At 63.9% G+C, this 25,618-nt stretch carries 24 protein-coding genes; 6 read left to right on the plus strand and 18 right to left on the minus strand.

What is annotated here, in order from left to right; all coding sequences use genetic code 11:
- Nucleotides 1-2,018: DEAD/DEAH box helicase (locus tag ABIV12_RS03870; protein WP_348056418.1), on the minus strand; the 2,018-nt coding region annotated here is incomplete at its 3' end.
- A 154-nt stretch (nucleotides 2,019-2,172) separates the two neighbouring features.
- Between ABIV12_RS03870 and ABIV12_RS03875 the strand changes: the two genes are divergently transcribed.
- Nucleotides 2,173-2,955: a 3-hydroxybutyrate dehydrogenase gene (locus tag ABIV12_RS03875; RefSeq protein ID WP_348056420.1), complete on the plus strand. Its 783-nt coding sequence runs from the start codon at nucleotides 2,173-2,175 to the stop codon at nucleotides 2,953-2,955.
- A 348-nt stretch (nucleotides 2,956-3,303) separates the two neighbouring features.
- Here ABIV12_RS03875 and mgtA read toward each other — a convergent pair whose 3' ends face one another.
- From mgtA to ABIV12_RS03955, 16 genes are all read right to left on the minus strand, one after another.
- Complete coding sequence (mgtA, locus tag ABIV12_RS03880; protein ID WP_348056422.1) at nucleotides 3,304-5,994, minus strand: magnesium-translocating P-type ATPase; 2,691 nt, start codon at nucleotides 5,992-5,994, stop codon at nucleotides 3,304-3,306.
- A gap of 232 nt (nucleotides 5,995-6,226) precedes the next feature.
- Nucleotides 6,227-7,222 (minus strand): tetraacyldisaccharide 4'-kinase, encoded by a 996-nt coding sequence (gene lpxK / locus ABIV12_RS03885; protein ID WP_348056424.1) that lies wholly within the window; start codon nucleotides 7,220-7,222, stop codon nucleotides 6,227-6,229.
- Nucleotides 7,223-7,457: 235 nt separating this feature from the next.
- Nucleotides 7,458-9,239 carry a lipid A export permease/ATP-binding protein MsbA gene (gene msbA / locus ABIV12_RS03890; protein ID WP_348056426.1) on the minus strand — a complete coding sequence of 594 codons (1,782 nt, stop codon included), beginning with the start codon at nucleotides 9,237-9,239 and terminating at the stop codon, nucleotides 7,458-7,460.
- A gap of 2 nt (nucleotides 9,240-9,241) precedes the next feature.
- Nucleotides 9,242-9,673 carry a biopolymer transporter ExbD gene (locus tag ABIV12_RS03895; RefSeq protein WP_348056428.1) on the minus strand — a complete coding sequence of 144 codons (432 nt, stop codon included), beginning with the start codon at nucleotides 9,671-9,673 and terminating at the stop codon, nucleotides 9,242-9,244.
- A gap of 5 nt (nucleotides 9,674-9,678) precedes the next feature.
- The gene (locus ABIV12_RS03900; protein ID WP_348056485.1) at nucleotides 9,679-10,326 is read right to left on the minus strand and encodes a MotA/TolQ/ExbB proton channel family protein; all 648 of its coding nucleotides are present in this window, start codon (nucleotides 10,324-10,326) and stop codon (nucleotides 9,679-9,681) included.
- Between the two features lie 124 nt (nucleotides 10,327-10,450).
- Complete coding sequence (locus ABIV12_RS03905; protein ID WP_348056430.1) at nucleotides 10,451-12,790, minus strand: DNA internalization-related competence protein ComEC/Rec2; 2,340 nt, start codon at nucleotides 12,788-12,790, stop codon at nucleotides 10,451-10,453.
- Between the two features lie 161 nt (nucleotides 12,791-12,951).
- Complete coding sequence (lolD, locus tag ABIV12_RS03910) at nucleotides 12,952-13,650, minus strand: lipoprotein-releasing ABC transporter ATP-binding protein LolD (protein ID WP_348056432.1); 699 nt, start codon at nucleotides 13,648-13,650, stop codon at nucleotides 12,952-12,954.
- 105 nt (nucleotides 13,651-13,755) lie between these two features.
- Nucleotides 13,756-14,997, minus strand: coding sequence for a lipoprotein-releasing ABC transporter permease subunit (locus ABIV12_RS03915; protein WP_348056434.1), 1,242 nt, complete (start codon nucleotides 14,995-14,997; stop codon nucleotides 13,756-13,758).
- A 99-nt stretch (nucleotides 14,998-15,096) separates the two neighbouring features.
- Nucleotides 15,097-15,522, minus strand: coding sequence for a hypothetical protein (locus ABIV12_RS03920; RefSeq protein WP_348056436.1), 426 nt, complete (start codon nucleotides 15,520-15,522; stop codon nucleotides 15,097-15,099).
- Nucleotides 15,494-15,736, minus strand: a complete 243-nt coding sequence (locus tag ABIV12_RS03925) for a succinate dehydrogenase assembly factor 2 (protein ID WP_348056441.1) — start codon at nucleotides 15,734-15,736, stop codon at nucleotides 15,494-15,496. The genes ABIV12_RS03920 and ABIV12_RS03925 overlap by 29 nt, the downstream gene beginning before the upstream one ends.
- A 22-nt stretch (nucleotides 15,737-15,758) precedes the next feature.
- Nucleotides 15,759-16,544, minus strand: coding sequence for a succinate dehydrogenase iron-sulfur subunit (locus tag ABIV12_RS03930; RefSeq protein WP_348056443.1), 786 nt, complete (start codon nucleotides 16,542-16,544; stop codon nucleotides 15,759-15,761).
- A gap of 6 nt (nucleotides 16,545-16,550) precedes the next feature.
- Entirely contained in the window at nucleotides 16,551-17,114 is a 564-nt protein-coding gene (locus ABIV12_RS03935; protein ID WP_348056445.1) for a hypothetical protein, read from the minus strand.
- Between the two features lies 1 nt (nucleotide 17,115).
- The gene (gene sdhA / locus ABIV12_RS03940) at nucleotides 17,116-18,903 is read right to left on the minus strand and encodes a succinate dehydrogenase flavoprotein subunit (protein ID WP_348056447.1); all 1,788 of its coding nucleotides are present in this window, start codon (nucleotides 18,901-18,903) and stop codon (nucleotides 17,116-17,118) included.
- Between the two features lie 5 nt (nucleotides 18,904-18,908).
- Nucleotides 18,909-19,295 carry a succinate dehydrogenase, hydrophobic membrane anchor protein gene (gene sdhD, locus ABIV12_RS03945; RefSeq protein ID WP_348056449.1) on the minus strand — a complete coding sequence of 129 codons (387 nt, stop codon included), beginning with the start codon at nucleotides 19,293-19,295 and terminating at the stop codon, nucleotides 18,909-18,911.
- Nucleotides 19,292-19,681 (minus strand): succinate dehydrogenase, cytochrome b556 subunit, encoded by a 390-nt coding sequence (gene sdhC / locus ABIV12_RS03950; protein WP_348056451.1) that lies wholly within the window; start codon nucleotides 19,679-19,681, stop codon nucleotides 19,292-19,294. The genes sdhD and sdhC overlap by 4 nt, the downstream gene beginning before the upstream one ends.
- A gap of 55 nt (nucleotides 19,682-19,736) precedes the next feature.
- On the minus strand, nucleotides 19,737-19,901 hold the full coding sequence (locus ABIV12_RS03955) for a DUF1674 domain-containing protein (RefSeq protein ID WP_348056453.1): 165 nt from the start codon (nucleotides 19,899-19,901) through the stop codon (nucleotides 19,737-19,739).
- Between the two features lie 115 nt (nucleotides 19,902-20,016).
- Between ABIV12_RS03955 and ABIV12_RS03960 the strand changes: the two genes are divergently transcribed.
- From ABIV12_RS03960 to ABIV12_RS03970, 3 genes are all read left to right on the plus strand, one after another.
- Entirely contained in the window at nucleotides 20,017-20,868 is an 852-nt protein-coding gene (locus ABIV12_RS03960) for a folate-binding protein (RefSeq protein WP_348056455.1), read from the plus strand.
- Between the two features lie 36 nt (nucleotides 20,869-20,904).
- Entirely contained in the window at nucleotides 20,905-21,174 is a 270-nt protein-coding gene (locus ABIV12_RS03965) for a hypothetical protein (RefSeq protein WP_348056457.1), read from the plus strand.
- Nucleotides 21,175-21,493: 319 nt separating this feature from the next.
- The gene (locus ABIV12_RS03970; protein WP_348056459.1) at nucleotides 21,494-21,931 is read left to right on the plus strand and encodes a cell wall hydrolase; all 438 of its coding nucleotides are present in this window, start codon (nucleotides 21,494-21,496) and stop codon (nucleotides 21,929-21,931) included.
- Nucleotides 21,932-22,050: 119 nt separating this feature from the next.
- Here ABIV12_RS03970 and ABIV12_RS03975 read toward each other — a convergent pair whose 3' ends face one another.
- Nucleotides 22,051-22,527 (minus strand): glycine zipper 2TM domain-containing protein, encoded by a 477-nt coding sequence (locus ABIV12_RS03975; protein ID WP_348056461.1) that lies wholly within the window; start codon nucleotides 22,525-22,527, stop codon nucleotides 22,051-22,053.
- Nucleotides 22,528-22,702: 175 nt separating this feature from the next.
- Between ABIV12_RS03975 and ABIV12_RS03980 the strand changes: the two genes are divergently transcribed.
- Both ABIV12_RS03980 and ABIV12_RS03985 read left to right on the plus strand, forming a co-directional pair.
- Complete coding sequence (locus ABIV12_RS03980; protein ID WP_348056462.1) at nucleotides 22,703-23,905, plus strand: magnesium transporter; 1,203 nt, start codon at nucleotides 22,703-22,705, stop codon at nucleotides 23,903-23,905.
- A gap of 201 nt (nucleotides 23,906-24,106) precedes the next feature.
- Nucleotides 24,107-25,618: a hypothetical protein gene (locus ABIV12_RS03985; RefSeq protein ID WP_348056464.1), complete on the plus strand. Its 1,512-nt coding sequence runs from the start codon at nucleotides 24,107-24,109 to the stop codon at nucleotides 25,616-25,618.

Raw genomic sequence — 25,618 nt, forward strand, 5'->3', positions numbered from 1 at the left:
CGGCAGAAGCGCTTGCGCAACGCGAGGCCCCACGCGCGATTCATGCGGCTGCCGAAGGGCGAATGGATGATCAGCTGGGTGCCGCCCGATTCGTCGAAGAACCGCTCCATCACCAGATCGTGCTGCGTCGGCAACACACCGAGCGCCGCTTTCGCGGACCCGAGGTACTCGACGATTTGCCGCGCCGCAAACGTGCCGAGTCCGCCGCGATCCAGCAGATGCGCAAACGCCGCGTCATTGCCCTCATCCAGCCAATCGGTCACTTCGGCGCGAAAGCGCGAGACCGACTGCGACAGCGCGTCGCTGCGACCTGGCGCTTCGCCGAGCCAGAACGGAATCGTCGGCGGTGCGCCTTGCGCATCATCGACGCGCACCACACCGCGCTCGACGCGCAGGATGCGATACGACTGGTTGCCGAGCTGGAACACGTCGCCGGCAAGACTCTCGACCGCGAAATCCTCATGCACGCTGCCGATCATCATCGACGCGGGTTCAAGAACCACCTGATAGTCCGCCGTATCCGGAATGGCGCCACCGGAGGTGATCGACGTCAACCGCGCAGCGCGGCTTGCCCGCAGCACGCCGTTGACGGCGTCGCGATGCAGGTACGCGCTGCGCGGACCCCGTCGCGTGGTGAAGCCTTCGGAGAGCATGCGGACGATCGCAGTGAAGCGGTCGCGCGTGAGGTCGGCAAACGGATACGCGCGCGTGACGAGCGCGAACAACGCGTCTTCCCGCCAGTCGCGGTTGGCCACTTCGGCGACAATCTGTTGCGCTAGCACATCGAGCGGAGCGCGTTCGATGCGCAGTGTGTCGAGCTCACCACGACGGACTGCATCGAGCAACGCCGCGCATTCGACCAGATCGTCGCGCGATTGCGGAAACAGCCGCCCTTTCGGCGTGCCATCGACGGCGTGGCCCGATCGGCCGACGCGCTGCAGGAAGGTCGAGATCGAACGCGGCGACCCGATCTGGCACACGAGATCAACGTCACCGATGTCGATGCCGAGTTCGAGCGATGCGGTGGCGACCAGCGCGGAGAGCTCACCGCGCTTGAGACGCTGCTCCGCGTCGAAACGCTGTTCCTTCGCCAGGCTGCCGTGGTGCGCCGTCACCTTGTCCTTGCCGAGCCGTTCACTCAGGTGACGCGCGGCGCGCTCGGCCATGCGTCGTGTGTTGACGAAGATCAGCGTGGTGCGGTGTTCGGCGGTCAGCTGTTCCAGTCGCGCGTACACCTGCGTCCACTGGTCGCCCGACATCACCGCTTCGAGCGGCGACTCGGGCAATTCGATCGCGAGATCGCGGGCGCGGACGTGGCCGGCGTCGACGATCTTGCAGGCGACCGCGTCATCGTCGTGCAAAAGCGATCCCGTAAGGAACCGTGCCACTTCGGCGATCGGCTTCTGCGTCGCCGACAATCCAATCCGCACCAATTGCCGTCCGCAGAGTTCGTCGAGCCGCTCCAGCGACAACGCCAGATGCGCGCCGCGCTTGTTCGGAGCAAGCGCGTGGATTTCATCGACGATCACCGTGCGCGTGGTCGAGAGGATGCGCCGGCCCGATTCCGAACCGAGCAGGATGTACAGCGATTCGGGTGTGGTCACCACGATGTGCGGAGGCCGCTTGCGCATGCGATTGCGCTCGGCTTGCGGCGTGTCGCCGGTGCGCACGCACGTGCGGATCTCGACATCGGGCAGATGCATCCGCGCAAGCTCTGCCCGGATGCCGGCAATCGGAACGTCGAGGTTGATGCGCACGTCGTTCGACAGCGCCTTGAGCGGAGACACATAGACGACTGCCGTCTCGTCGGGCAACGGCGACGCAAGCCCGCGACGAATCAGATCATCGATCGCAGCGAGGAACGCCGCCAGCGTCTTGCCCGATCCAGTGGGCGCGGCAATCAGCGTGTGGAGACCCGATGCAATCGCCGGCCACGCGTCGCCTTGCGCCGGAGTCGGCGCCGGAAAGGCGCCGCGGAACCACGCGGCGACGGCAGGATGGAAGGTGTTCAATGGCACGGGTCGATTGTGCGCGTCTGGAGTGGTGAACCACCAATTTGGGGATCGGGAGGGACCCGTTCAATCGCAGCTGGCGCGGGGACGTGCGCAGGTCGTCCCATTGGCGGATGAAGCGTTTAAGCTCGTCAGCCAATTCTCCGCCAGGACAGAGCTTATGCGTCTCGCACACAAAGTTGCCTACGTCACCGGAGCCGCCAGCGGCATCGGCAAGGAAATCGCGCTGGTCTACGCGCGCGAAGGTGCCAAGGTCGCCATCGCCGACCTCAATGAAGACGCCGCAAAGGCGGCCGCTGCGGAGATCGTCAACGCTGGTGGACAGGCGATCGGTATTGCCGTCGACGTGACGAACGAGGACCAGGTCGAGTCGTCTGTCGCCGCGACGATCGACGCGTTCGGTACCGTCGACGTGCTGGTGTCGAACGCCGGAATCCAGATCGTTCACCCGGTCGAGGAATTCACGTTGGCCGACTGGCGCAGGATGCTCGCGATCCATCTCGATGGCGCGTTCCTGACGACGCGCGCGTGCGTGCGCCAGATGAAGGCGGCCGACCACGGCGGAAGCATCATCTACATGGGGTCGGTGCACTCGAAGGAAGCCTCGAAGCTGAAAGCGCCGTACGTCACCGCGAAGCACGGCCTCATCGGACTCGCACGCACGGTCGCAAAGGAAGGCGGGTCCTTCGGCATCCGCGCGAATGTGATCTGCCCGGGCTTCGTGCGCACTCCGCTGGTCGACAAGCAGATCCCCGAGCAGGCGAAAGCACTCGGCATCAGCGAGATGGACGTCATCAGGAACGTGATGCTCAAGGACACGGTCGATGGCGAATTCACGACCACCGCCGACGTCGCCGAGATCGCGCTGATGTTCGCGTCGTTCCCGACCAACGCGCTGACCGGTCAGTCGCTGAATGTCAGCCATGGGTGGTCGATGGGTTGATGTCGGCACGGCATCAAGGTGGGCCGTTTCATGACGTCATTCCCGCGCAAGCGGGAATCGCTCGACCCGACCAGTCTGGTAAAACCCGACCCTGCCGTCATTCCCGCGAAGGCGGGAATCCATTGTGCCGTAGCGCCAGGTGCAGATGGATTCCCGCTTTCGCGGGAATGACGTCGAGCGGGTTGGAAGGATCGCGAATCGGCGGTAGCAGGAGCGATTCCCGCTTGCGCGGGAACGACGTCAGGTGAATTGGACCGGTCGCGACTTGACGACACCTGGAGCGATTCCCGCTTTTTGGGGGAATGACGTTCCTGGAATGGGAACGGACCGTTCGTTGGCGCCGCTCTACTACAGCAAACCGAAGCGCCGGATCAGCCGCGTCTTCACGAACTGCGTCAGCGCCAGATAGCAACCAAGGATCAACGCGAGGTACACCCAGTACAGCCCGGGCAGCGCGACGAACCCGAATTTTGCAGCGAGCGGCGAGTACGGCAACAGCGCACCGATTGCGCAGATCACGAGGCCGGTGAGCGTCAGCGGAAGGCTCGCGCGGCTCTCGAAGAACGGCACCTTGCCGGTGCGGATCACGTGCACGATGAGCGTCTGCGAGAGCAGCGATTCGACGAACCAGCCGGTCTGGAACAGCGTTGCGTGCTCGGGCGAATTCGCCTTGAACACATACCACATCAGGGCAAACGTCGCGTAGTCGAAGATCGAGCTGATCGGCCCGATGAACAGCACGAAGCGCGTGATCGCCCCGATGTCCCACTGCCGCGGACGCGCAAGGTACTCCTTGTCCACCTCGTCGCTCGCCACCGAGGTCTGCGAGAAATCATAGAGAAGGTTGTTGAGCAGGATCTGCACCGCCGCCATCGGCAGGAACGGCAGGAAGGCGCTCGCGCCCAGCACGCTGACCATATTGCCGAAGTTCGAGCTTGCGGTCATCTTGATGTACTTGAGGATGTTGCCGAACACCTTGCGGCCTTCGAGCACGCCCTCCTCCAGCACCATCAGGCTTTTTTCGAGCAGGATGATGTCGGCTGCTTCCTTCGCGATGTCGACCGCGGTGTCGACCGAAATGCCGACGTCCGCCGCACGCAGCGCGGGACCGTCGTTGATGCCGTCGCCCATGAAGCCGACCACGTGGCCGTCGCGATGCAACGCCTCGATCACGCGCACCTTCTGCTGCGGGTTGAGACGCGCGAACACCTGCGTGTCGCGCGTGGCAACTGTCAGTTCGTCGTCGCTCATCGCTTCGACCTGCTGGCCGAGGAGAAAGCGCGTGACCTCGAAGCCGACCTGGCGGCAGACATTGCGCGTGACGATGTCGTTGTCGCCGGTGAGGATCTTCACCGCGACGCCGTTGTCGTTGAGCGCGCGGATCGCCTCGGCCGCACTGTCCTTCGGCGGGTCGAGGAACGCGACAAATCCGGTCAGCGTGAGATCTTTTTCGTCGGCGAGCGAATACGCGGCTTTCGCCTCGATCTCACGCATGCCGAGCGCGATCACGCGAAAGCCGTCGTCGTTCATGTCGCGGGCGACGTCGCGCGCCTCGGCCACCGCGTTTGGCGACATCGCCTCATGGCCATCGGGCGTGCGCGACACATTGCAGATGCCGACCATTTCGGCAACCGCGCCCTTGGCGATGAGGAAGTGGCGATTCTGCGCATCGCGCACGATCACCGACATGCGCCGACGTGTGAAATCGAACGGCACCTCGTCGACCAGCGTGTACTCCGCCTGCAGCTCGCGGCGCTTCGCCTCATCGACTGCGTCGATCACCGCGACGTCGAGCAGATTCTTCAGGCCCGTCTGGTAGTAACTGTTGAGATACGCGAACGCGAGCACGTGCTCGTCGTCCTCGCCATCGAGGTCGACGTGGCGCTCGAGGATCACCTTGTCCTGGGTCAACGTGCCGGTCTTGTCGGTGCACAGCACGTCGATCGCGCCGAAATTCTGGATCGCGTTGAGGCGCTTGACGATCACGTCCTTTTTCGCCATCGCCATCGCGCCCTTGGCGAGATTGATCGTGACGATCATCGGCAGCATCTCGGGCGTGAGACCCACCGCGACCGCAACCGCGAACATGAAGGCGTCGAGCCACGCGCCCTTGGCGAACCCGTTGAGCAGGAACACCAGCGGCACCATCACCGCCATGAAGCGGATCATCAGCCACGCAAAGCGGTGCACGCCGCGGTCGAAGCTCGTCTGGACGCGCTCACCGACCAGCGAGCCTGCCAACGCGCCAAAGTACGTGCGAGCGCCCGTTGCCACGATGACGCCTGTGGCGCTGCCGCTGACCACGTTGCTGCCCATGAAGCAGAGGTTCTTTGCCTCCAGCGGGACCGTGGCATCCCCATCGATGCCGGCGAACTTCTCCACCGGCATCGACTCGCCGGTGAGCGACGACTGGTTGATGAAAAGGTCCTTCGCGGTGAGCAGGCGCAGGTCGGCCGGGATCATGTCGCCGGCAGACAGATGCACGACATCGCCCGGAACCAGTTGCTCGATCGGCACCTCGATTTTCTGCGCAACACCGGAATCGGAGGCGACGTCGTCATCGTCGGCCGGTGCGGGAATGCGGCGCGCGGTCGCGGTGTTGCTCACCATGCTGCGCAGTTGTTCGACCGCGCGACCGGTCCGTGCTTCCTGGAAGTACGACAGGAACACGGCCATGAACACCATCGCCAGCATGATGCCCGCGCCGACGCGGTCGTCGCCAACCCACGACACGACCGCGAGCACGGTCAACAGGATGTTGATCGGGTTGGTGAAGAACCGATGCGCGATCTCGAGCAGGAACGGGCGCTTCGTCTCCTGCGCAACGACGTTTGGGCCGAACTCGTCGAGGCGTCTCTCCACCGCGTCGACATCGAGCCCGTCGCCACTGACACCGAGGTGCGCCAGCGTCTCCGGGCCGTCCACGCGGACGAATTGAAGCAACGGATGCGGCGCTTGAGACGCGCGACGCGCATCGGCGCCTGTGCGCAGCAACGCCGGCACGACGACCGCAAAAGGGAGCGGGTTGATCTTGAACATGGCGACTCCGGAGATCTCGGGGCGGTGATGGGGGATCACGCTGCCGCCAACGGAATCGCCGGGTCACGCCCGGTGCGTCGTTGCGACGCCCACCGGTCAGCCCGCGGTTCGCTCCGGGATGGCAGCGCTGCTTCGTCTCGGACTACTGCAACATTCCACGGAGGGAACCTCTCTCAAGGGCGATGATTGCGACCAGCAGCGGTCGCGGAACGGATTGTCGACACTCGTTCTTTCACGACCCTTTCGGGTGCGTGGCGAGTTGATCGACGACGTCGTCAAAAAACGTGTCGGGCAATTCGGCGCGCACCGGGACGCACCAGAAATCCGGTGACGCGAACGCAATGCACTTGACCGCATCCTTCTCGGTCATCAGCACCGGCAGCGCGTCACCGAACGTGAGGTCCGACGCCGCAAACGAATGATGATCGGCAAACGCGTGAGCGATGACCTCGATGCCATGGGTGCGCAAGCCATCAAAAAAGCGCTGCGGATTTCCGATCGCCGCGACGGCATGGACGCGTTCGCCAGAAAAGGATTCGAGCGGACGTACGCCGGAGCTGAGGGCGACCGGCACCGCCATGTCGCCGACGAGCCGCATCGAGGTCTCGCCCGCCTGTGCGACGCCGCCGTTGCACACTTTCAGCGACAGTTCGGCGAGACGCACGAGCGGCTCACGCAACGGACCCGCCGGCAGCAATTGCGCATTGCCGAAACGGCGCTGTCCGTCGACCACGCAAATCTCCATGTCGCGCGCGAGCGCCGGGTTCTGCAGCCCGTCGTCCGCAATCACCACATCGACCCCGCGCTCCAGCAACAACATTGCGGCACGATGACGATCCCGACCGACCGCGACAGGAACGCCGGTGCGCTGACGGATCAGACACGGCTCATCACCGACGCGCGCAGGCGTCGTCAGGTCATCGAGCAGCAAGGGCTCACGCTGACTGCCCCCATAGCCGCGGCTGACCACGCCGGGTTTCCATCCTCGCAAGCGAAGCGCCTCGACCAACGCGATCGTTAGTGGCGTCTTTCCGCTGCCGCCTGCGGTGAGATTGCCAACCACGATCAGGGGCACGCCGAGGCGCTTCGGCACGCGCCAGCCAAGACGGTACGGCGCAAGATGGAGAGCGCGCAAACCGCGGTACACCGGCACAAGCGCGGACAGCCACAGCGGCACCGACGCGCCTCCGTACCAGATCGATTCGAGGCGCGCGCGGAAGGTGCTCATGCAATTTGAAAGCGCGATTCGACGTTGAGATTCGGCAATTTCGATGCCTCCCCCGACCGGCGGGAGAGGGATGGCACCGCCAGCCCACGACCCATGGTGGGAGCGGCTTCTGCCGCGATGCGCTTGCCGGGCGCGGCGCAAGGAGCATCGCGGCTGACGCCGCTCCCACGGAAATCTTCGACGTGGCGCTTGCACGCGATCTCCATCCGAATGCGTTTCCCGAGCGACACGCCGCTCACGCGCCTGCGACCGCGGAATGCGCCGCAAATCCATCCTTGAACTGAAGACGGTACAGCGACGCATACTGGCCGCCGCGTGCAAGCAGGCTCGCGTGGGTGCCCTGCTCGACGAGGGTGCCGCGGTCGAGCACCACGATCTGGTCGGCGTGCTCGACGGTGGACAAGCGATGGGCGATCACGATCACCGTGCGGTCGCGCATCAACCTCTGCAACGCATCCTGGATCAGACGTTCCGACTCGCTGTCGAGCGCGCTGGTGGCCTCGTCGAGAATCAGGATTGGTGCGTTCTTCAGCAACGCGCGAGCAATCGCGATCCGCTGACGCTGTCCGCCCGAGAGCATGCCGCCGCTTTCACCGATGCGGCTGTGGATTCCGTCAGGCATCAGCGCGATGAACTCCATCGCGTTCGCCGCCTCGGCAGCGGCAACAATGTCGGCCTCGCTCGCGCCGGCCAGTGCGCCGTAGGCAATGTTGCGCGCGATGCTGTCGTCAAACAGTGTCACTGTCTGCCCGACCCATGCAATCTGCCGACGCAGACTGGCAAGCGTGCAGTCGCGCAACGGCTGGCCGTCGATCAGGATCTCGCCGATGCCGGGATCACGGAATCGGGGAACCAGGCTTGCGAGCGTGGACTTGCCGCTGCCCGACCGTCCAACCAGCGCAGTCACGCTGCCGCGCGGACAGGTCAGCGAGATCGAATGCAGTGCCGGCATCGATGCACCCGGATAGGTGATGCCGACATTCCGGAATTCGAGGCCGCCGCCGGAATGGTCCAGCTCGATGGAGCCACTGTCGACTTCGGGCGGCATGTCGACCAGCGAAAAAATCTCGTCGGCGGCGGCGAGGCCGCGTTGCAGGTTCGCCTGCACGGTGGTCAGGCGTTTCAGCGACGGCAGGATGGCGCCCATTGCGAGGATCAGCGACGTGAACGAGCCGGGTGACAGCGTGGTCAGCATCGCCGGCCGCGTCGCGAAGAAGATGATCAGCGCAAGCGAGACGGCCGCAATCAACTGCACGAATGCGCTCGCCAGTCCGTTGGTGGCCGCGACCTTCAACCCGAGGCGGCGAGTCTGCTCGGAGACGATATTGAAACGGCCGGACTCGTACTGCTGGCCACCGAACACCTTGACTTCGCGATGCGCGCCGACCACCTCCTCGATCACACCGGTCACGGTGCCCATCGATCCCTGGATGCGCTGGCTGATACGTCGGTAACGGCGCCCGACATACACCACCAGCACCCCGACCAGCGGCACCATCACGAGCAGCGCAAGGGTCAGCTGCACACTGACCAGCAACATCACGATGACGTAGGCCACGATGCTGAGGCCATCGACGATTGCGATCTTGACCGCGTCCGTCGAGGCCTGCGCAACCTGCTCGGAACTGTAGGTGATGCGGGCAATCTGGTGGCCCGACGATTCGCTGGCAAAGAACGACGATGGCAAACGCAGATAGTGATCGAACACCTGCTGACGCAACTGCTGCACCACACCGCGACCGATGTAGGCGGTGCCGTAGTCGGTGGCGTAGGTGGCGAGGCTGCGAACCAGGAACAGCGCGACGATCAGGATCGGCATCCAGAAGATGCTCACCGGATCCTTTGCGATGAACAGATTGTCGAGCATCGGCTTGATCGAGCGGGCGAACAGGCCCATGCACGCAGCGTCGGTCACCATGCCGCCGACGGCGAGGAGTCCGATCGGCCAGTAGCGTCGCGTGTAACCGAGCAGCCGCGAATAGATGGCCAGACCCGAGCGCCCGGAGCCGGCGTCCACCGTCACTTGGTGACCGCCGCCTGCGATCGCGAGGTGGCGATGGACAACCGCGTGAAACCGAGTTCCCCCAGCGCATCCATTGCGGTGACCACCGCCTGGTGCGGCGTCATCGCGTCGGCGCGCAGCAGCACGGTGCGCGAGCGATCCTCGCCGCCCACCTTGGCGATGGCTTCCTTGAGCGAATCCAGACCGGGGTTGAGCACTTCGTTGTTGTCGATGAAGTAATGGCCGTCGCGATCGATCATCACGGTCAGCGAGTCGGGCTGTTCGGCCTGCTCGGAGGACTCCGCTTGCGGCAGCGTCACCTGCATGCGCGAATGCTGCACGAACGTCGTGGTAAGGACGAAAAACATCAACAGGGTCAGCAGGACATCGATCAGCGAGATCACGTTGATCTCGAAGTCATCCTCGCGGCGGTTGGTTCCGATGCGCATGCGCGCTAGATGGCCGAGCGCGCGGCACGAACCGGCATCGCACCCGCTTCGGCGGGCGCGGTCAATTCGTCGGTGAGCAGAAATACCTGCCGTTCCATGTCCACCACAAGATCGGAAACGCGGTTGCGGAAATAGCGATGGAACACGTAGGCGGGAATCGCAACACACAGCCCCGCCGCCGTGCAGACCAGCGCCTCGCCGATGCCACCCGCCATCTTCAGCGGATCGCCGACGCCGCTGACCATCACCGAGAAAAACATGCGGATCAGCCCGAACACGGTGCCGAGAAGCCCGAGCAGCGGAGAAATGAGCGCGATCGTGCCGAGCGTGTTGAGGAACTTCTCCAGTCGATGCACGACGTGGCGACCGGTATCTTCGACGCGTTCCTTGATGATCTCGCGTGGCCGGTTGCGAACCGTCAGCGCTGCGGCGAGCAGTTCACCCAGCGGCGAATTGGTGCGCAACGCCGCGAGATGCTCGGGATCGAGCTTGCGCGTGTGCGCCCATTCGCGGACCTCGGCTCCGAGGCCGGCTGGAACAACGGCTTTGCGACGGAGCGTCCAGAAGCGTTCGAGGATGATCGCGAGCGCGACCGCGGAACACAAGAGGATCGGCAGCATGGCCCAGCTGCCCGCCAACAGGATTTCCAGCACGAGACCACCTTTCACTGCGGTTACATCGGAAACGCATGATAGCAGTGCCGCAACTGCGGTCTGTGCAATGCGTTGCAGGGCGCGAGTTAGCCGATTTACCCCGCAACGGTCAAGCAGCGGCGCGTCATTCGCGCCAGTAGCGTCGTTGTCGCTCGCGCTCACGCGTGGCGATCCGTGGCGGCGAATCGCGCGGAAATCCGAGTGTGATCGCGCCGTCGATTGCAGTGTTGGACAGCGCGATGCCGGCCGCTGAATACCGCTCGACGACGCGGGGATCGGGGTGCCCGAATCGATTGCGCCACCCCGCCGAGACCACCGCGAACTGTGGATCAAGCGCATCGAGGAAACCCGCGCTGGACGAGGTCTTGCTGCCATGATGAGGCACCAGCAACACAAGCGGCGCACCGGAATCCACGTTCGCGGCAACAGCCGGTTCGACGCGACTGCTGATGTCGCCGCTCAGCAGCAGGCGTCCCGCGGTACCCTCGACAAGCAGCACGCACGAGCGGTCGTTGTCGCCGGATGCCTTGGTCACGCCGAGCGGCTGCGGCAGTGGATTGAGCACCGTGAAGCGCACGTCGTCCCAGCTCCACGACTGGCCGTTTCGGCACTGTGCGCTCGACACCTTCGTGCGACCCGGCTCACCTGCGTAGATGATCGCGTCCGGGTACGCGCGCGCCACCGCGACGGCGCCACCGGCGTGATCGTTGTCGCCATGACTGATCATCATCGCGTCGAGCGAACCGACGCCCAGCGCGCGCAGTGTCGGCAGCACTGCTGCTTCACCCAGATCGAAGTCGGATGGATAGCGTGCGCCGGCGTCGAACAGCAGTGAATGATTGCGGGTCTGGACGAACACCGACAGTCCCTGCCCCACATCGATCACGGTCGCGTTGAATGCGCCATCGTCGATGATCGGCAATCGCGGCCACAGCAGCGGCAGGAACAGCGCAAGTCCGAGCGCGCGGGCAGGCACCGCAGGCGGCAGGAACAGCCATGCCGCGCCCACCGTCGCCGACACGAGCACCCACGGCGCCACGTCCGGCAGGTACCAGTGCGCGCCGGGCCATGCAGCCATGCGTTCGAGCAGCCACCATTGCGCGTGCGCGCACCACGAGGCGACGATGAACAGCGGCGTTGCGCACGTGGGCCACGCCAGCAGCGCAACGATGCCGAGCAGGCACAGCGGCACGATCACGAAGCTGATCAGCGGTACCGCAATGAGATTGGACAGCGCGCCAACCAGCGAAGCCTGGCCAAAGAACCACACTGTCATTGGCAACAGCGACACGGTCATGACGAGCTGTCCGATCGTCAGTTCCCGCAGGAAACCCATCACGCCCGGGCCACGTGTGAGACACAGCATCAGGAACGCGACGCCGACAAACGACAGCCAGAATCCCGCCGACAACGTCGCCAGCGGATCGAACAGGAGGATCGCGAGCAGCGCCAGCGCCAATGCATGCGGCCCGCCACTCGCACGCTTGCCGAAGCGCGTCAGCGTCACCACCGCAATCATTGCAACCGTGCGTACCGTTGGCAGGCTGCCGCCCGCGAGGAATCCGTAGAGGACCGCGGTCGCCAGCGCGGCAGGTGTCTGCGCAACGGGAAACGCGATGCGCAGCGCAAGCGCGGGAAACAGCCACCACACTGCGGAGATCAGCAGTGCGCCAAACCCCGCCGCGACGCCGACGTGGAAACCCGAAATCGCGATGAGATGCGGAATGCCATTCGCGCGCGCGACGTCCCAGTCGTCCTGGTCGAGTCCGCGCGTATCGCCGACCGAGAATGCACGCAGCAACGCCGCGTCGTGCGGATCGACGACGCGCTCGCCGATCGCGCGCGAGATGGCCTCTCGGACTCCGTTGATACACACGCCGCGCCGGCCGATCCGCCGGTTCGACTCCACCTCGCGCACATGACCGACCGCCACGATGCCCTTCTCGAGCGAGGACCGCTCGGAATCGAACCCGCCACGATTGATCAGTCCCCGCGGCCGTTTGACGCGCACGTGCAATTGCCAGCGGCTGCACGCTTCGAGTTCTGCAGGCACGTCTTCGTACCACGACAGTCGAACGCGTCCGTCCAGGGGAACCTCGGCTCCATCCAGCTCGGCATGCTCCACTCGCAACGTGAAACGCGTCGCGTCAGGGCGCGCGGACGGCAAGTCGTCGACCACGCCGACCACATCGAAATCGAGTCCTTCAAGATCGCGCGGAAGGCGTGCGTCGAGGGCGACGTTGGCGCGAATCGCACACCAGGCGAATCCGAGAAGGAGGCATCCGACGAGTCGACCGCGCGAGTGGAACATCGCGGCAATGCCGGACAAGCCGACGATCGCATCGAACCAGCGCGGCGGCAGCGAAGGCGACGCATGCACCGCGAGCACGCCGGCGAGCATCGCGATCGCAGTGGCGACACCGATCAGCGGGCGCCGACGTTCCTGTCGTGTCTGTGGCTCCATGCCGTAGATTCCGTTCTGACATTCCGTCTCAGCGGACGCATCTTGATTGCGAGTCCCCCGCTGCTTTCCCTCCGCCGTCGCGATCGCGGCGCAACAGCGCACGTCGCGCTTTTCCTTCGTGTTCTTGATGGTTGAAGCTGCGGCTTTGACGCGGCCTTGAATTACGACTTGGCACCCTCGAAAACACGCAAGACCCCGCCCGACAACTCGAGGATCCGATCGGCCCGCGCCGCCAGCCGCTGATCATGCGTCACCAGGATCAGCGCCGTTCCGATCTCGCGATTGAGTTCCAGCATCAGCTCGTACACCTGCGCGGCATTCTTCTCGTCCAGGTTTCCCGTCGGCTCGTCGCCCAGCACGCAGGCCGGTCGCGCAACGAGCGCGCGAGCGACCGCGCAGCGCTGACGTTCGCCACCAGAAAGTTCGCCCGGCTTGTGCGCAAGCCGCTCGCCAAGGCCGACGCGCGAGAGCAGCGTGATTGCGCGCTCCCGGGCTTGTGCAATCGCAGTTCCGCGGATCAGCAGCGGCATGCACACGTTCTCGACCGCCGTGAACTCCGGCAACAGGTGATGAAACTGGTAGACGAACCCGAGCGAGCTGTTGCGCAGCTCGCCACGCGCGCGATCGGACAGGCGCGACATGGTTTTCCCTTCCACCTCGACTTCGCCGGCCGTCGGCGCATCGAGCCCGCCGAGGATGTGCAGCAGCGTGCTTTTTCCGGTTCCCGACGCTCCGATGATCGCCACCGTTTCACCACGCCGCACCGTGAGGTTGACGTCGCTCAATACATCGGTGCGCAGCGAGCCCTCTTCGTAGGTCTTCGCGAGATGGGTGGCTTTGAGGATGATGTCGTGGAACATGGGATTCGCGATTCGGATTCGGGATTCGGATTCGGGACTTGAAAATGCGCGTTCAATAAGCCGGGCGGGACTGTGCTGTTGCGAATCCCGAATGCCGCATCTCCGCTACTCATACCTCAACGCCGCCGCCGGCTCGGTTTTGGCCGCACGCAGCGCCGGATACAGCGTCGCGAGCGTGCAGAACACGAATGCGGTGACAGTGATCCAGATCACGTCGTTCCAGTGCAGGTCACTTGGCAGTTCGCTGATGTAATAGACATCGGGCGAGAGGAACGTCACGTGGAAGGTCTGCTCGATCCAGCGCACGATTGCGGCGAGATTCAACGACAGCACCACGCCAAAGAACACCCCGAGTGCAATGCCGAGTGTGCCGACCAGCACACCCTGCACCATGAAGGTGCCCATGACCGACGCCGGGCTTTGTCCAAGGGTGCGCAGGATCGCGATGTCGGCCTGCTTGTCGGTCACCAGCATCACCAGTGTGGACACGAGATTGAACGCCGCTACCGCGACGATCAACGAAAGAATCAGGAACATCACCTTCTTCTCCATCGCGACAGCCTTGAAGAAGTTGCTGTGCCCCTGCATCCAGTCGGTCACGCGGTAGTACTGGCCGAGATGCCCGGCGAGTTCCTTGCCGATCGGATACGCCTGGAACATGTCGTCGAGCTTCAACCGGATACCGGTCGGGCCGTCGAGTCGATACAGCGTCTGGGCGTCCTGCAGCGAGGTGAGCGCGAGGCCGGAATCATATTCCTGCATGCCGACTTCGAAGATGCCGACCACGGTAAATCGCTTCATGCGCGGGATCGCGCCGATCGGCGTCGCGCTGAACTCCGGCGCAAACACGGTGACGAAATCTCCGACGTCGACGCCCAGTGTCGCGGCGAGCTCCTTGCCGAGCACGATGCCGAAGTGGCTCGACGCGAGATCCGCGAGCTTGCCGCGGATCATGTGGGCGCCGACGTCCGACACCGCCGATTCCAGATCGGGCGAGACGCCACGAATGATCGCTCCGCTGACGCGCGTGCCCTGCAGCATCGCCTGCCGCTCGACGTACGGCGCCGCTCCGAGCACGTGTGCATTCGCATGCGCAAGCTTCAGCGCCCCCGGCCAGTCGCGGACGGTTTCATCGACGCCTTCGATCGTCGCGTGCGAGACCATGCCGAGGATGCGGTCCTGCAATTCCTTCTGGAACCCGTTCATCACCGAGATCACGGTGATCAGCGCAGTCACGCCGACCGCGATGCCGAGGATCGACACCAGCGAAATGAATGAAATGAAATGGTTGCGACGCTTGGCACGCGTGTAGCGCAGGCCGATGAAGACTTCGAGGGGTCGGAACATGCGGCGTGCGGATCCTGGTTGGCGCAGCGGTCACCAGCAATGGACCGCGAATCGCGGCGAGAGTGCCGCAAGCACCCCCACTCGGCAAGCGATCAACGCTCAGGCGTGCTGTACGATTTCGGCGCGGGACAGCAGCAGGACCAGACGTCGCCGCGTGGGCGCGTCCAGATTGTCGGGTCCGATCAGCGTTCGAAAATGCGACGAGCCTCCGGCGCAGAAGCCGAGAGATACCCACGAACCGAGCCGGCGGTGTGATTCGAGCAACGCTTCCCGCTCGTCGCCCGACCGGTCGACCAGTGCCCAGCCGCTGTCGCGAAAGGCGATCCGCACGAACCGGGGTTGCAGGAAGTCGCGCATCGCCGCAGCGCCGAGTGCGAGCGCGAGCATCGTCACAGCCAGCGCACCGATGCTCGACACCGCGCTCAGCCACGGCGCCAGCCCGGCTGCCAGCGTCATCAATGCGATCGCTGCGACGACCCAGGATGAAGGCCGGACATCAAATGCGATGGTGGGTGCGGATTTCATCGATCAGCGGGGCAAAACGTGGATCGTCGCAGGCCAGGTGGCCGGTCAGCCAGTCCCACAGGTCCGGATCGGAGCTGTCCAGCAGTTGATCGAAGTGCGCGCGTTGCACCGTGCCTGCGTCCGAGTAGCGTGCGTCCATCCACCAGCCGAGCATGGCATCCAGCTCGCGCGTACCGCGACGAGCCCGCCAGCGCAGGCGCGCCTCGGCGCTCATCCGGTGGCGCGCGTCATCAGACTCACGACTGGCGCTCGACCAGCAGTTTCTTCGTTTCGGCAATCGCCTTCGCGGGATTGAGGCCCTTCGGGCACGTGCGCGCGCAATTCATGATCGTGTGGCAGCGATACAGCTTGAACGGATCCTCGAGCTCGTCAAGGCGTGCGCCAGTATCCTCGTCGCGCGAGTCGACGATCCAGCGATACGCTTGCAGCAGTACTGCAGGGCCGAGATATCGATCGCTGTTCCACCAGTAACTCGGGCAGGACGTGGTGCAGCAGGCGCAAAGGATGCACTCGTAGAGGCCGTCGAGCTTCGCGCGGTCTTCTTTCGATTGCAGTCGCTCGCGATCCGGAGGTGCCGGCGTTTCGGTACGGATCCACGGCTTGATGGATGCGTACTGCGCGTAGAAATGCGTCAGGTCGGGCACCAGATCCTTCACGACCTCCATGTGCGGCAGTGGATAGATCTTCACGTCGCCGCTGCCGCATTCCTCGATCGAACGGGTGCAGGCCAGCGTATTGGTGCCGTCGATGTTCATTGCACACGAACCGCAGATCCCTTCACGACAGGAACGGCGAAACGTCAGCGTCGGGTCGATCTCGTTCTTGATCTTGATCAGCGCGTCGAGAACCATCGGGCCACAGGTCGCCATGTCGACGTCGTAGGTGTCGATGCGCGGGTTCTGGCCATCGTCCGGATTCCAGCGGTACACGCGGAACGTCCGCGCGTTCGCGGTGCCGGGCGCGGCGGGATGGTGCTTGCCGGCCTTGATTTTCGAATTCTTCGGGAGGGTGAACTCAGCCATCGCAGGTCATCCGGAATGTGGGGATGCGGTGTGCAGCGAGGCGCAAGCGTCGCGCGCGACCGAGCCCAGCGCAAAGAAATCGGGCGGATCCATCGTCACCATGCAGGTGTAATAAGTGTCGCGATCCTTCAACACGATCATGTCGAAGTACACCTGCTTGTGGACGTGGTCGGAATGCTGGCCTTCGGAAACGTGCTCAAGTGCGTCCCGGCCGCCCAGATCGATCCGGCGGGGCGAAACGATTGTGACCACGTCAGTCCCGCTCCGCCATTGCTCCGACAACGCATCGAGGGAGCTCGGTTGCTGCGCATCGATCATCTCACCGACGAGGAGTTCGGCTCGAACCGTGCACGGATCCGAGGGTTCTCCTTCGGCACACAGCCAAAGCGATGCCAGCGGCTTCTCGGCCGAAACGCTCGCTGCTTTCCACGCACCTGCCGGTACTTCAAACGTCACATCGCTTTCCGACAGCGCCATCCTGGCAGCCCGCACCGGTGCCATCGCCACGGTTCCGAGCAACGCGCTCGAAACCAGCAACCATCGCAGCACTTCGCGACTCGTCCGAGTCATCTCAATACACCCGCTTCTTCGGCGGCACAGGATCCACGTCCGACGTCAGCGTATTCATGTGAACCGGGCGGAAATCGAATGCGCACTTGCCCTTCCCGTCGACGTTCACCAGCGTGTGCTTCATCCAGTGCTCGTCGTCCCGATCCGGAAAATCCTCGCGCGCATGCGCGCCGCGACTTTCGTGACGCTGCTCGGCCGAATTGATCGTCGCAACGGCGTTGTAGAGGAGGTTCTGCAATTCCAGGGTTTCGACGAGGTCGGAATTCCACACCAGCGAGCGGTCCGACACGCGCACGTCATCGAACGAGGCAAACACCTTGTCCATCTTCGCGCAGCCTTCCTGCAGCGTCTTTTCGGTGCGGAACACCGCGGCATCGGCCTGCATCGTCTTCTGCATCGCGTTTCGGATATCGGCGGTCGGCGTTGCGCCTTTCGCGTTGCGCAGCCGATCGAGATTCGCCAGCGCCTTGTCGCAGACCGACGCGGGCAGTTCCTTGTGCGGCTGGCCGGGTTTGATCGTCGCGGTGCAGCGCTGTGCAACCGCGCGGCCGAACACGACGAGATCGAGCAGCGAATTGGAACCGAGTCGGTTCGCTCCGTGCACCGACACGCACGCGGCTTCGCCGATTGCGTAGAGACCAGGTACCACCGAATCCGGATCGTTGCCGACCTTGCGGACGACTTCACCGTGGTAGTTGGTCGGCACGCCACCCATGTTGTAGTGAACGGTCGGGATCACCGGAATCGGCTGCTTGGTCACGTCGACGCCGGCAAAGATCCGCGCACTTTCCGAGATGCCGGGCAGTTTCTCCTGCAGCACTTCAGGACCGAGGTGCTGCAGGTTGAGATTGATGTGGTCCTTGTGCTCGCCGACACCGCGGCCTTCGCGGATCTCGATGGTCATCGAGCGCGACACGACGTCGCGCGACGCGAGATCCTTTGCGTTCGGCGCGTAACGTTCCATGAAACGTTCGCCCTTGGAGTTGGTGAGATAGCCCCCCTCGCCGCGCGATCCCTCGGTGATCAGGCAGCCTGATCCGTAGATCCCGGTCGGATGGAACTGCACGAACTCCATGTCCTGCAACGGCAGGCCGGCGCGCAATGCGAGTCCGCCTCCATCGCCGGTGCAGGTGTGTGCGGACGTCGCGCTGAAATATGCACGCCCGTAGCCGCCGGTGGCGAGCACGACGCCATGCGAGCGAAACAGATGCAACGTGCCTTCCGCCATGTCGAGCGCGAGCACACCGCGGCACACGCCTTCGTCGTCGAAGATCAGGTCGAGTGCGAAGTATTCGATGAAGAATCGCGCGTCGTGTTTGAGCGACTGCTGATACAGCGTATGCAGGATCGCGTGACCCGTGCGGTCCGCGGCGGCGCAGGTGCGCTGCGCTGTTCCTTCACCGTAGTGCGTCGTCATGCCGCCAAACGGGCGCTGGTAGATCTTGCCTTCTTCGGTACGCGAGAACGGCACGCCGTAGTGTTCGAGCTCAATGATCGCGGCCGGCGCTTCCTTGCACATGTACTCGATCGCGTCCTGGTCGCCGAGCCAGTCGGAGCCCTTGATCGTGTCGTAGAAATGAAAACGCCAGTCGTCCTCACCCATGTTGCCGAGTGCCGCCGAGATGCCACCTTGCGCCGCCACCGTGTGCGAGCGCGTCGGGAACACCTTCGTGATACACGCTGTGGTGAGCCCGGTCGCGGCGAGGCCGAACGTGGCGCGCAATCCCGCGCCGCCGGCGCCGACCACGACGATGTCGACCTTGTGTTCCTGGATCTTGTAGCTTTCCATTCGGATCAATGCCCAAGCGTGATGCGGACGACGGCCAGCACGCTTGCGGCGGCGCCGAGGAAACAGAGGAATTTCAGTGTGAGCTGGGCGCACCACGCGACACCGGTCGCGTGCACGTAGTCTTCGATCACCACCTGAAGGCCGAGCTGCGCGTGCCAGAACACCGCAATCGCGAACGCGACCATCAGCAGCGCGTTCCACGGCCGGGCGATCAGCGCGTGGGCACCTGCATAGTCGAGATGCAGCATCTGCAGCGCAATCCAGACGAACCAGATGCCGAGCAGCGCAAGAGCGACCGCAGTGACGCGCTGCGCGACGAAATGATGGACGCCATGCTTGGCAGAGCCCAACCCGATGGCACGCTTGAGCGGGGTGCGATACGAAACACTCATGCGCCACCCCAAACCACGAAGCCCCAAAGCAAAGCGGTCGCTGCCAGACTGCCAATGGTGCTGATCCAGCCGTTACGGACGAATTGTTCGGGCTTGTAGCCCCAGCCCGCGTCCTGCAGCAGATGGCGAATGCCGTTGAGGAAATGGAAGGCAAGCGCCCACGTCCACCCGATCAGAAGAATCGTACCGATCCACGATGCGCAGAACTGGCGCACCTGCGCGAAGGCATCCGGTCCCGAAGCGAGCGCGAGAAGTCCAGCGACCAGCAACATCGTTCCAACCGCAAGTGCGACGCCCGTCGCGCGATGCAGGATCGACGTGACCATCTGGATCTGCCAGCGGTAGATCGAGAGGTGAGGTGACAGTGGTCGCGCAGTGGCTGGCATGGCTGGCTCTTGCTGACGAAAATGGTTCCGCTCACATCGGACGTACGTAACGAGATCAGAAATCGATGCAGCGTCCGTTCTTCTCCCAATCGCCGTAGCGCGTCGGATCGAGATCCGGTTTCGGCGCATCGACCGTCGGTTCGGCGGGCCGCAGTTCACCGGACGCGTCCGTGATGGTCGGCGTCTCCGGTTCGCTCGATGATGGGAGGGATTCTGACATGGCGCGGTGCGGCATAAGGGTAATCCCAGACGACGCGCGAGACAACCATGAGACCGCGCATGCGCACGCAATGATGATGCTAGAGTCTTGAAATACTGATGGAAATCCTCAACCGATGCCAACGCCCCTTTGTCCCGCGGAGCTGCTCTTCATCGCCGGTGCCGATGCCGGTTCGTTTGCGCACTCGCAATTCACCAGCGACGTGAACTCGCTTGCAACCGGTCGCTGGCAATGGAGCGCGTGGCTCGATCCGCAAGGGCGCGCACGCCACTTCTTCGCACTGTTGCGACCCGAGCTTTCGCGAATGCTCGTCTGGCTACCGCTCGGCAATGCGCAAGCGATGCGCGCCGAACTCGGTCGATTCGTGATGCGGTCGCGCGTGCAGCTCGATGCGCAATCCTGGACGATGCACGCGCTCGATCCGGGCGATTCACCACCGGTGCTCGAAGCCAATGAGCTGCTTCCGCGTGAAGCGGGATTCATGCTGCGGCAGCCCGGACCGATCGAACGCACCATGTGGCTTGCGCCGGCTGCGGCCAGCGCATTCGATGAGGATCGCCTCGAACACTGGCGTCTCGACGACGTTGCTGCGGGTCTTCCGTGGATCAATGAAGCGCTCGCCGGACAATTCGTTCCGCAGGCGCTCGACATGGAGCGCCTCGACGCGATCCGTTTCGACAAGGGTTGCTATCCCGGACAGGAAATCGCCGCGCGTCTCCATTTTCGCGGCGGCAACAAGCGTCACTTGCGACACATTCACATCGACGGCACCGCTCCCGCGTCATCGACGCTGGTCACCGGCATCGATGGGCAACTGCTCGGACACATTCTTTACGCGGCCAATTGCCGCAGTGCAGAAGGCAGCAACGCATTGGCTGTTCTCACCGACGTTGCAGAAGAAAACACCGGATCGCTCCTGGTTGGAGACGCGCGCGCTCGCTTGCACTCCGGATCGATGACGTCTTGATGGGAATCCCGACACGCACCGCGAATGCGTTGTCGCGTGCAAACACTGTTCGACAGACACGGCAAGTCGACGCCTGTTCTGCTGCAACAACGCGGCAATTGCCGGTGTTTTCCAGCGTGGCGACTCGATTGGCTGGCCGTGATCGACACGTTCATGGCGCGATCAACGACACACCAAAAATCCGTGATCGCGGAATCGATCATCGGTCATCCGTTGATGGCGTGCAGAAAACGCAACCATGAGGTTCATTACGCCAGGCTGAACAGGGTTTGTGCGTTCAGTGACACGACTACCCTGCTCGCGTAGTCTCCGCATCCACGCCCTGCTCAGTCAGGGCGTTTTTGTGTGTAACGGGAATCAGGCGATGACGACCAGATAGTCGTCATCGACATCGTCACCAACAATTCGGTGCGATGGTCGAGAAGTCGGAACGACTGCCGGGGTGGCAGACGCGACCGACACACAGGCGTTGTCCAGCGCGAAACATCTCGCGCGCGCGCCATGAAGTTTCAATCACATCGATGGCAAGGCTCAAGCGATGCGTCATGCATCGTGCAGTTCGTGCATCTGCATGGATTCCCTTTTCGAAGGGCACGTCGTCGTGAATGCGAGAGGTGCGTCACCCATGAAACTGGCTTTTCTACTCTGGCTTGCATCCGCGCTGCCGCAACCGGCCGCAGATCAGGTCTGCCTGGCGACCACCGTCTATCTGGAGGCGCGCAGTGAAACCCAGGTTGGTCAGATGGCCGTTGCGGAAGTTGCGATGCGGCGCCGCGAAAGCGGGCACTGGGGCTCTTCGGTATGCGACGTGGTTCGTGCACCCCGCCAGTTTGCAATGACCACTACGAAAGACGACTTCCAGCTGAGCAACCCGATCGCATGGCAGAAAGCGTGGACGATCGCGGATCGCACGATCACCATGTGGGCACTGCCGACCAGCAAGCGAAAGTTTGTGGTGCCCAACGCCGATCATTTCGTGCTGGCAGATTCTGCTTCGCCGAACTGGATCAAGGGTCCGCCACTCGCGACCATCGGGGCGCACAACTTCTACCGCATCAATTGATGCGCTGTATCCAAACAGACAAATGAAGAAATGAAAAAGGCGGGGAGCAAATGCTCCCCGCCTTTTTTTTCAACATTCCGATGCAACGCGTGCCGATGCATCCGGCTTCCGGAGATCCCTCAGCGAAGGCGCATCAGTCGGTTGTCGCGGATCATCACGCGATCGCCGGGGCGCAGATCATCGTTGTCCCACTGGGTGACAGTCGCCCATCGGCCGTTGTCGAGGCGCACGCGAAACTGCCACGCTTCCCTCTCGCCACGATCACTCCCGTTGCGCTCGACCGCATTGCCGGCGAATCCACCCGCGACAGCGCCGGCAACGGTTGCCGCAGTGCGACCATCACCGCGGCCCACGGTGCTGCCGAGCACGCCTCCAATGATCGCGCCCAGTACCGCGCCGCCGCCGGACGTGCTGTTTTCGCGGACGTAGACACGACCGACATCGTCGATCACTCCGCAACGCGAACAGTCATATTGCGCACGACGCTGGTAGTAGCTGTCGTCGTAAACGCGTGCGCGAGGGGGCGCCGCGACGCAGCCGGCCATTGTGATCGCCACCGCGCCGGACATGCCCAGCGACAGCCAATTGATCTTCATGCGTTCGTCTCCAGAGTGAATGATCGCCCGCATCGTCGCGCGTCCATGGTAAAGACGCGATGAACGACCCCTGCCCGGACTGTCAACGAATCTTCCGCTGGTCCACCCAGCCGGCGCGGATGCCTTGGCGCTCCCGCATCGGATAGCATCAACGCCAACGATGGAGAGGCCAGCAATGCCGACGCAAACCGTGACCACCGACGACTTGCGCGCGCTCGATGCCGACGATGCGGTTGCGCGTCTTTCGCCCCTGCCCGACATCGAGGTCGCTCGCCTTCTGCAGTCTCTCGGCCCGGGACGGGCGGTCGCGATTCTCGACCGCTTCGGTCCGGAGCGTCGCCGCCTGATCGCATTTGCTGCCGGCCAGGACGAACAGGGCCAGTGGCTGCACGGCAACAACTGGCGCGAAGGCTCGGTCGGCCGGCTGATGGAACCGACGCCGGCGGTGTTCACTTCCACTGCGACCGTCGCCGAAGTGATCGCCAATTTGCGACCAGTGGTTTCGCACACGTTGATCACCTATGTGTTTGTCGTCGACGCTGCACGGCGACTGACGGGCCTGGTCGCGTTCCGCGAACTCGCCTTCGCCGAGCCGTCGCAACGCCTGTCCGAAATCATGGTGGCGCAGCCGTTTTCACTGCGACCGGACGCGGAAGTCATCGATGCGATGCGCGAGGTGGTGAAGCGCCATTATCCTGTCTACCCGGTGTGCGATGCGGATGGCCGGCTCCTCGGTCTGGTGCGTGGCGCGGTCTTGTTCGAGGAACAGGCATTCGAGATCAGCGCCCAGGCAGGTGCCATGGTCGGCGTTGAGCGCGAGGAACGCCTGACCACGCCGTGGCGTCGCGCGCTGCGGTTCCGTCATCCGTGGCTGCAGTTGAACCTGGTCACTGCGTTCGTTGCAGCCAGCGTCGTCGGCCTGTTCCAGGGGACGGTCAACCGCATTGTTCTGCTTGCGGTGTTCATTCCGGTGCTGTCGGGTCAATGCAGCAACACGGGTTGCCAGGCGCTCGCAGTCACGCTGCGCGGAATGACGCTCGGCGAACTGACGCCGGCGCGCGCGCGAAGCCTGCTGTGGAAGGAAGGTCTGCTCGGTTTCCTCAATGGTGCGCTCACGGGACTGGTCGCCGCGGCCGGCATGTACTGGCTCGCCCATCATCAGCAGCATCCGCAGGCGTTGACGCTGGCGATGATCACGTTCGTTGCGATGGCCGGGAGCTGCGCAGTGTCCGGTTTCGCCGGCGCCGCGGTCCCTATGGGCCTGAAGCGACTCGGTGCCGATCCGGCGACCGCGTCGAGCATCTTCCTGACCACTGCGACCGACGTGATCAGCATGGGACTCTTCCTCGGACTCGCGGCGTGGCTGATCGCTGCGTGATCGAGAACGTCCGTTGCCGCGAGCCATGCGGAGGATCGCCGGTGCATCGCGCTGGACGATCCTTGCCGCCTCCGCCCAACTCCTGAGGCAACAAGCGCGCCGATTGACGTTCGATTTGCTTGTGCTCGATCCGTCCTCCGCAGACGATGCTCTGCGTTCCTCCACCGTTCGACACGATCGGCACCCGCCTGGAGATCCCCCATGAAGACCACATTCACCGTATCGCTGCAAAGAACCGCTCTGGCATTCGCCAGCGTGATGCTGGCATCCGTTGCGCAAGCGCAATGGTCGGCGGATCCGGCGAACAACTTGATCGTGTCCGACGTCACCGGCGGCAGCACGCAGCCGAAGATTGTCGCGGCGCCGGACGGTGGTTTCTACGTCAGCTGGTTCAGCGATACCGGCGGCTACGACATCCACCTGCAAAAGCTCGATGCGGGTGGCAACGCGTTGTGGGCCCAGGGCGGCGTACTCGTGACCGACCGCGTTTATGACTTCACCTACGACTACGGCCTCAGCGTCGATGCCGCCGGCAACGCGTACCTGTCGTTCAACTGCTGCGAGAACAATTCGACCGCCGAACATATCGTCGTCAGCAAGGTGACGCCGCTAGGAACTCTCTCGTGGGGAGCGGACGGCATCACCATATCGACGCCGGCGTCGACCGAATCGGTCTACAACGCCTACGTGACCGCAACCACCGACGGCAACGTGGTCGTCGCGTGGTCTGCGGACAGCGGCATCCGCGCACAGAAGCTCGATGCGACCGGTACCGTGCTCTGGGTCGCCAATGGCGTGCTGCTCAACCAGCCGAGTGGCGTGAAACTGCTGGGTGACGTCGAGCCGGGTCTCAATGGCGACGCGATCGCGTCATGGTCGAACCAGTCTGGCGCGACACGCATCCTGCGCGCGCAGAAGCTCGCATCGGTCGACGGCACGGCGATGTGGAACAAGGGCTCCGCAGTGCGCGTGTTCGGCGAAGGCAACCTGCAGGCCGGTTACTTTCCGCCGTTCGTCCCTGACGGCGCCGGGGGCGGCGTGTTCTGGGATTACGACGCGAGTGGCGTTTCGTTCAACGCGCGCGTGCAGCACCTCGATGCAACAGGCGCTCCGCTGCTCGACGCCAACGGCGTCCTCGCTACCACTGATACCGCGAATCAGCACACCGACACCGCCGCCGCCTACGATCCGGCGAGCGGCAGCATCTACGTCACCTGGCGTGACACCTTCACCGACAACGGCGGGCACGACTTCGACGGCGTGACCGCACAGCGCATCGACGCCAGCGGCGCCCGCCTGTGGACCGACAGCGGGAAAATTCTCGTGCCGCTCACCGACTCCACCAACAGCACGAACTCGATCTCGCAGATGACCGCGGTGCGCGTTTCGGACGGCGTCTTTGCCGGCTGGACCACCGGCGCCATTCCCGCAGCCGATCAGCCGATCTCCATCGCCCATCTCGATGCGGACGGCAACGCTGCCTTCGCGACGCAAACCGTGGCGATCAAGACGACCGGCTATACCGGTCGCACCGTCGGCACCGTGGGTACCGGCGGCTTCGCGGTGTATGCCTGGCAGGACGGCGACGACGGTGCGGCGACTTCGACGATCCGCGCGCAGAACATCAACCTCGACGGCACGCTCGGCGCACCAGCGAACGACATCATCTTCAGCAACGGATTCGAATCACCGCTGCACGCGGCGAACCGATGA

It is taken from the genome of Dokdonella sp. (assembly GCF_039926425.1).
Lineage (GTDB): Bacteria > Pseudomonadota > Gammaproteobacteria > Xanthomonadales > Rhodanobacteraceae > Dokdonella_A.

Coding starts and splice junctions, on each gene's coding strand:
- ABIV12_RS03905 (WP_348056430.1), bottom strand. CDS start 12,790: ATGGAGCCACAGACACGACAGGAACGTCGGCGCCCGCTGATCGGTGTC.
- ABIV12_RS03895 (WP_348056428.1), bottom strand. CDS start 9,673: ATGCGCATCGGAACCAACCGCCGCGAGGATGACTTCGAGATCAACGTG.
- ABIV12_RS03925 (WP_348056441.1), bottom strand. CDS start 15,736: ATGAGCGCCGAGGCGCGCCTGCGCTGGCGGGCTCGTCGCGGTACGCGC.
- sdhA (WP_348056447.1), bottom strand. CDS start 18,903: ATGGAAAGCTACAAGATCCAGGAACACAAGGTCGACATCGTCGTGGTC.
- lolD (WP_348056432.1), bottom strand. CDS start 13,650: ATGTTCCACGACATCATCCTCAAAGCCACCCATCTCGCGAAGACCTAC.
- ABIV12_RS03955 (WP_348056453.1), bottom strand. CDS start 19,901: ATGTCAGAATCCCTCCCATCATCGAGCGAACCGGAGACGCCGACCATC.
- ABIV12_RS03915 (WP_348056434.1), bottom strand. CDS start 14,997: ATGTTCCGACCCCTCGAAGTCTTCATCGGCCTGCGCTACACGCGTGCC.
- ABIV12_RS03935 (WP_348056445.1), bottom strand. CDS start 17,114: ATGACTCGGACGAGTCGCGAAGTGCTGCGATGGTTGCTGGTTTCGAGC.
- ABIV12_RS03970 (WP_348056459.1), top strand. CDS start 21,494: ATGAAACTGGCTTTTCTACTCTGGCTTGCATCCGCGCTGCCGCAACCG.
- lpxK (WP_348056424.1), bottom strand. CDS start 7,222: ATGAGCACCTTCCGCGCGCGCCTCGAATCGATCTGGTACGGAGGCGCG.
- ABIV12_RS03930 (WP_348056443.1), bottom strand. CDS start 16,544: ATGGCTGAGTTCACCCTCCCGAAGAATTCGAAAATCAAGGCCGGCAAG.
- ABIV12_RS03960 (WP_348056455.1), top strand. CDS start 20,017: ATGCCAACGCCCCTTTGTCCCGCGGAGCTGCTCTTCATCGCCGGTGCC.
- ABIV12_RS03985 (WP_348056464.1), top strand. CDS start 24,107: ATGAAGACCACATTCACCGTATCGCTGCAAAGAACCGCTCTGGCATTC.
- sdhD (WP_348056449.1), bottom strand. CDS start 19,295: ATGAGTGTTTCGTATCGCACCCCGCTCAAGCGTGCCATCGGGTTGGGC.
- sdhC (WP_348056451.1), bottom strand. CDS start 19,681: ATGCCAGCCACTGCGCGACCACTGTCACCTCACCTCTCGATCTACCGC.
- ABIV12_RS03875 (WP_348056420.1), top strand. CDS start 2,173: ATGCGTCTCGCACACAAAGTTGCCTACGTCACCGGAGCCGCCAGCGGC.
- ABIV12_RS03980 (WP_348056462.1), top strand. CDS start 22,703: ATGCCGACGCAAACCGTGACCACCGACGACTTGCGCGCGCTCGATGCC.
- ABIV12_RS03975 (WP_348056461.1), bottom strand. CDS start 22,527: ATGAAGATCAATTGGCTGTCGCTGGGCATGTCCGGCGCGGTGGCGATC.
- mgtA (WP_348056422.1), bottom strand. CDS start 5,994: ATGTTCAAGATCAACCCGCTCCCTTTTGCGGTCGTCGTGCCGGCGTTG.
- ABIV12_RS03920 (WP_348056436.1), bottom strand. CDS start 15,522: ATGAAATCCGCACCCACCATCGCATTTGATGTCCGGCCTTCATCCTGG.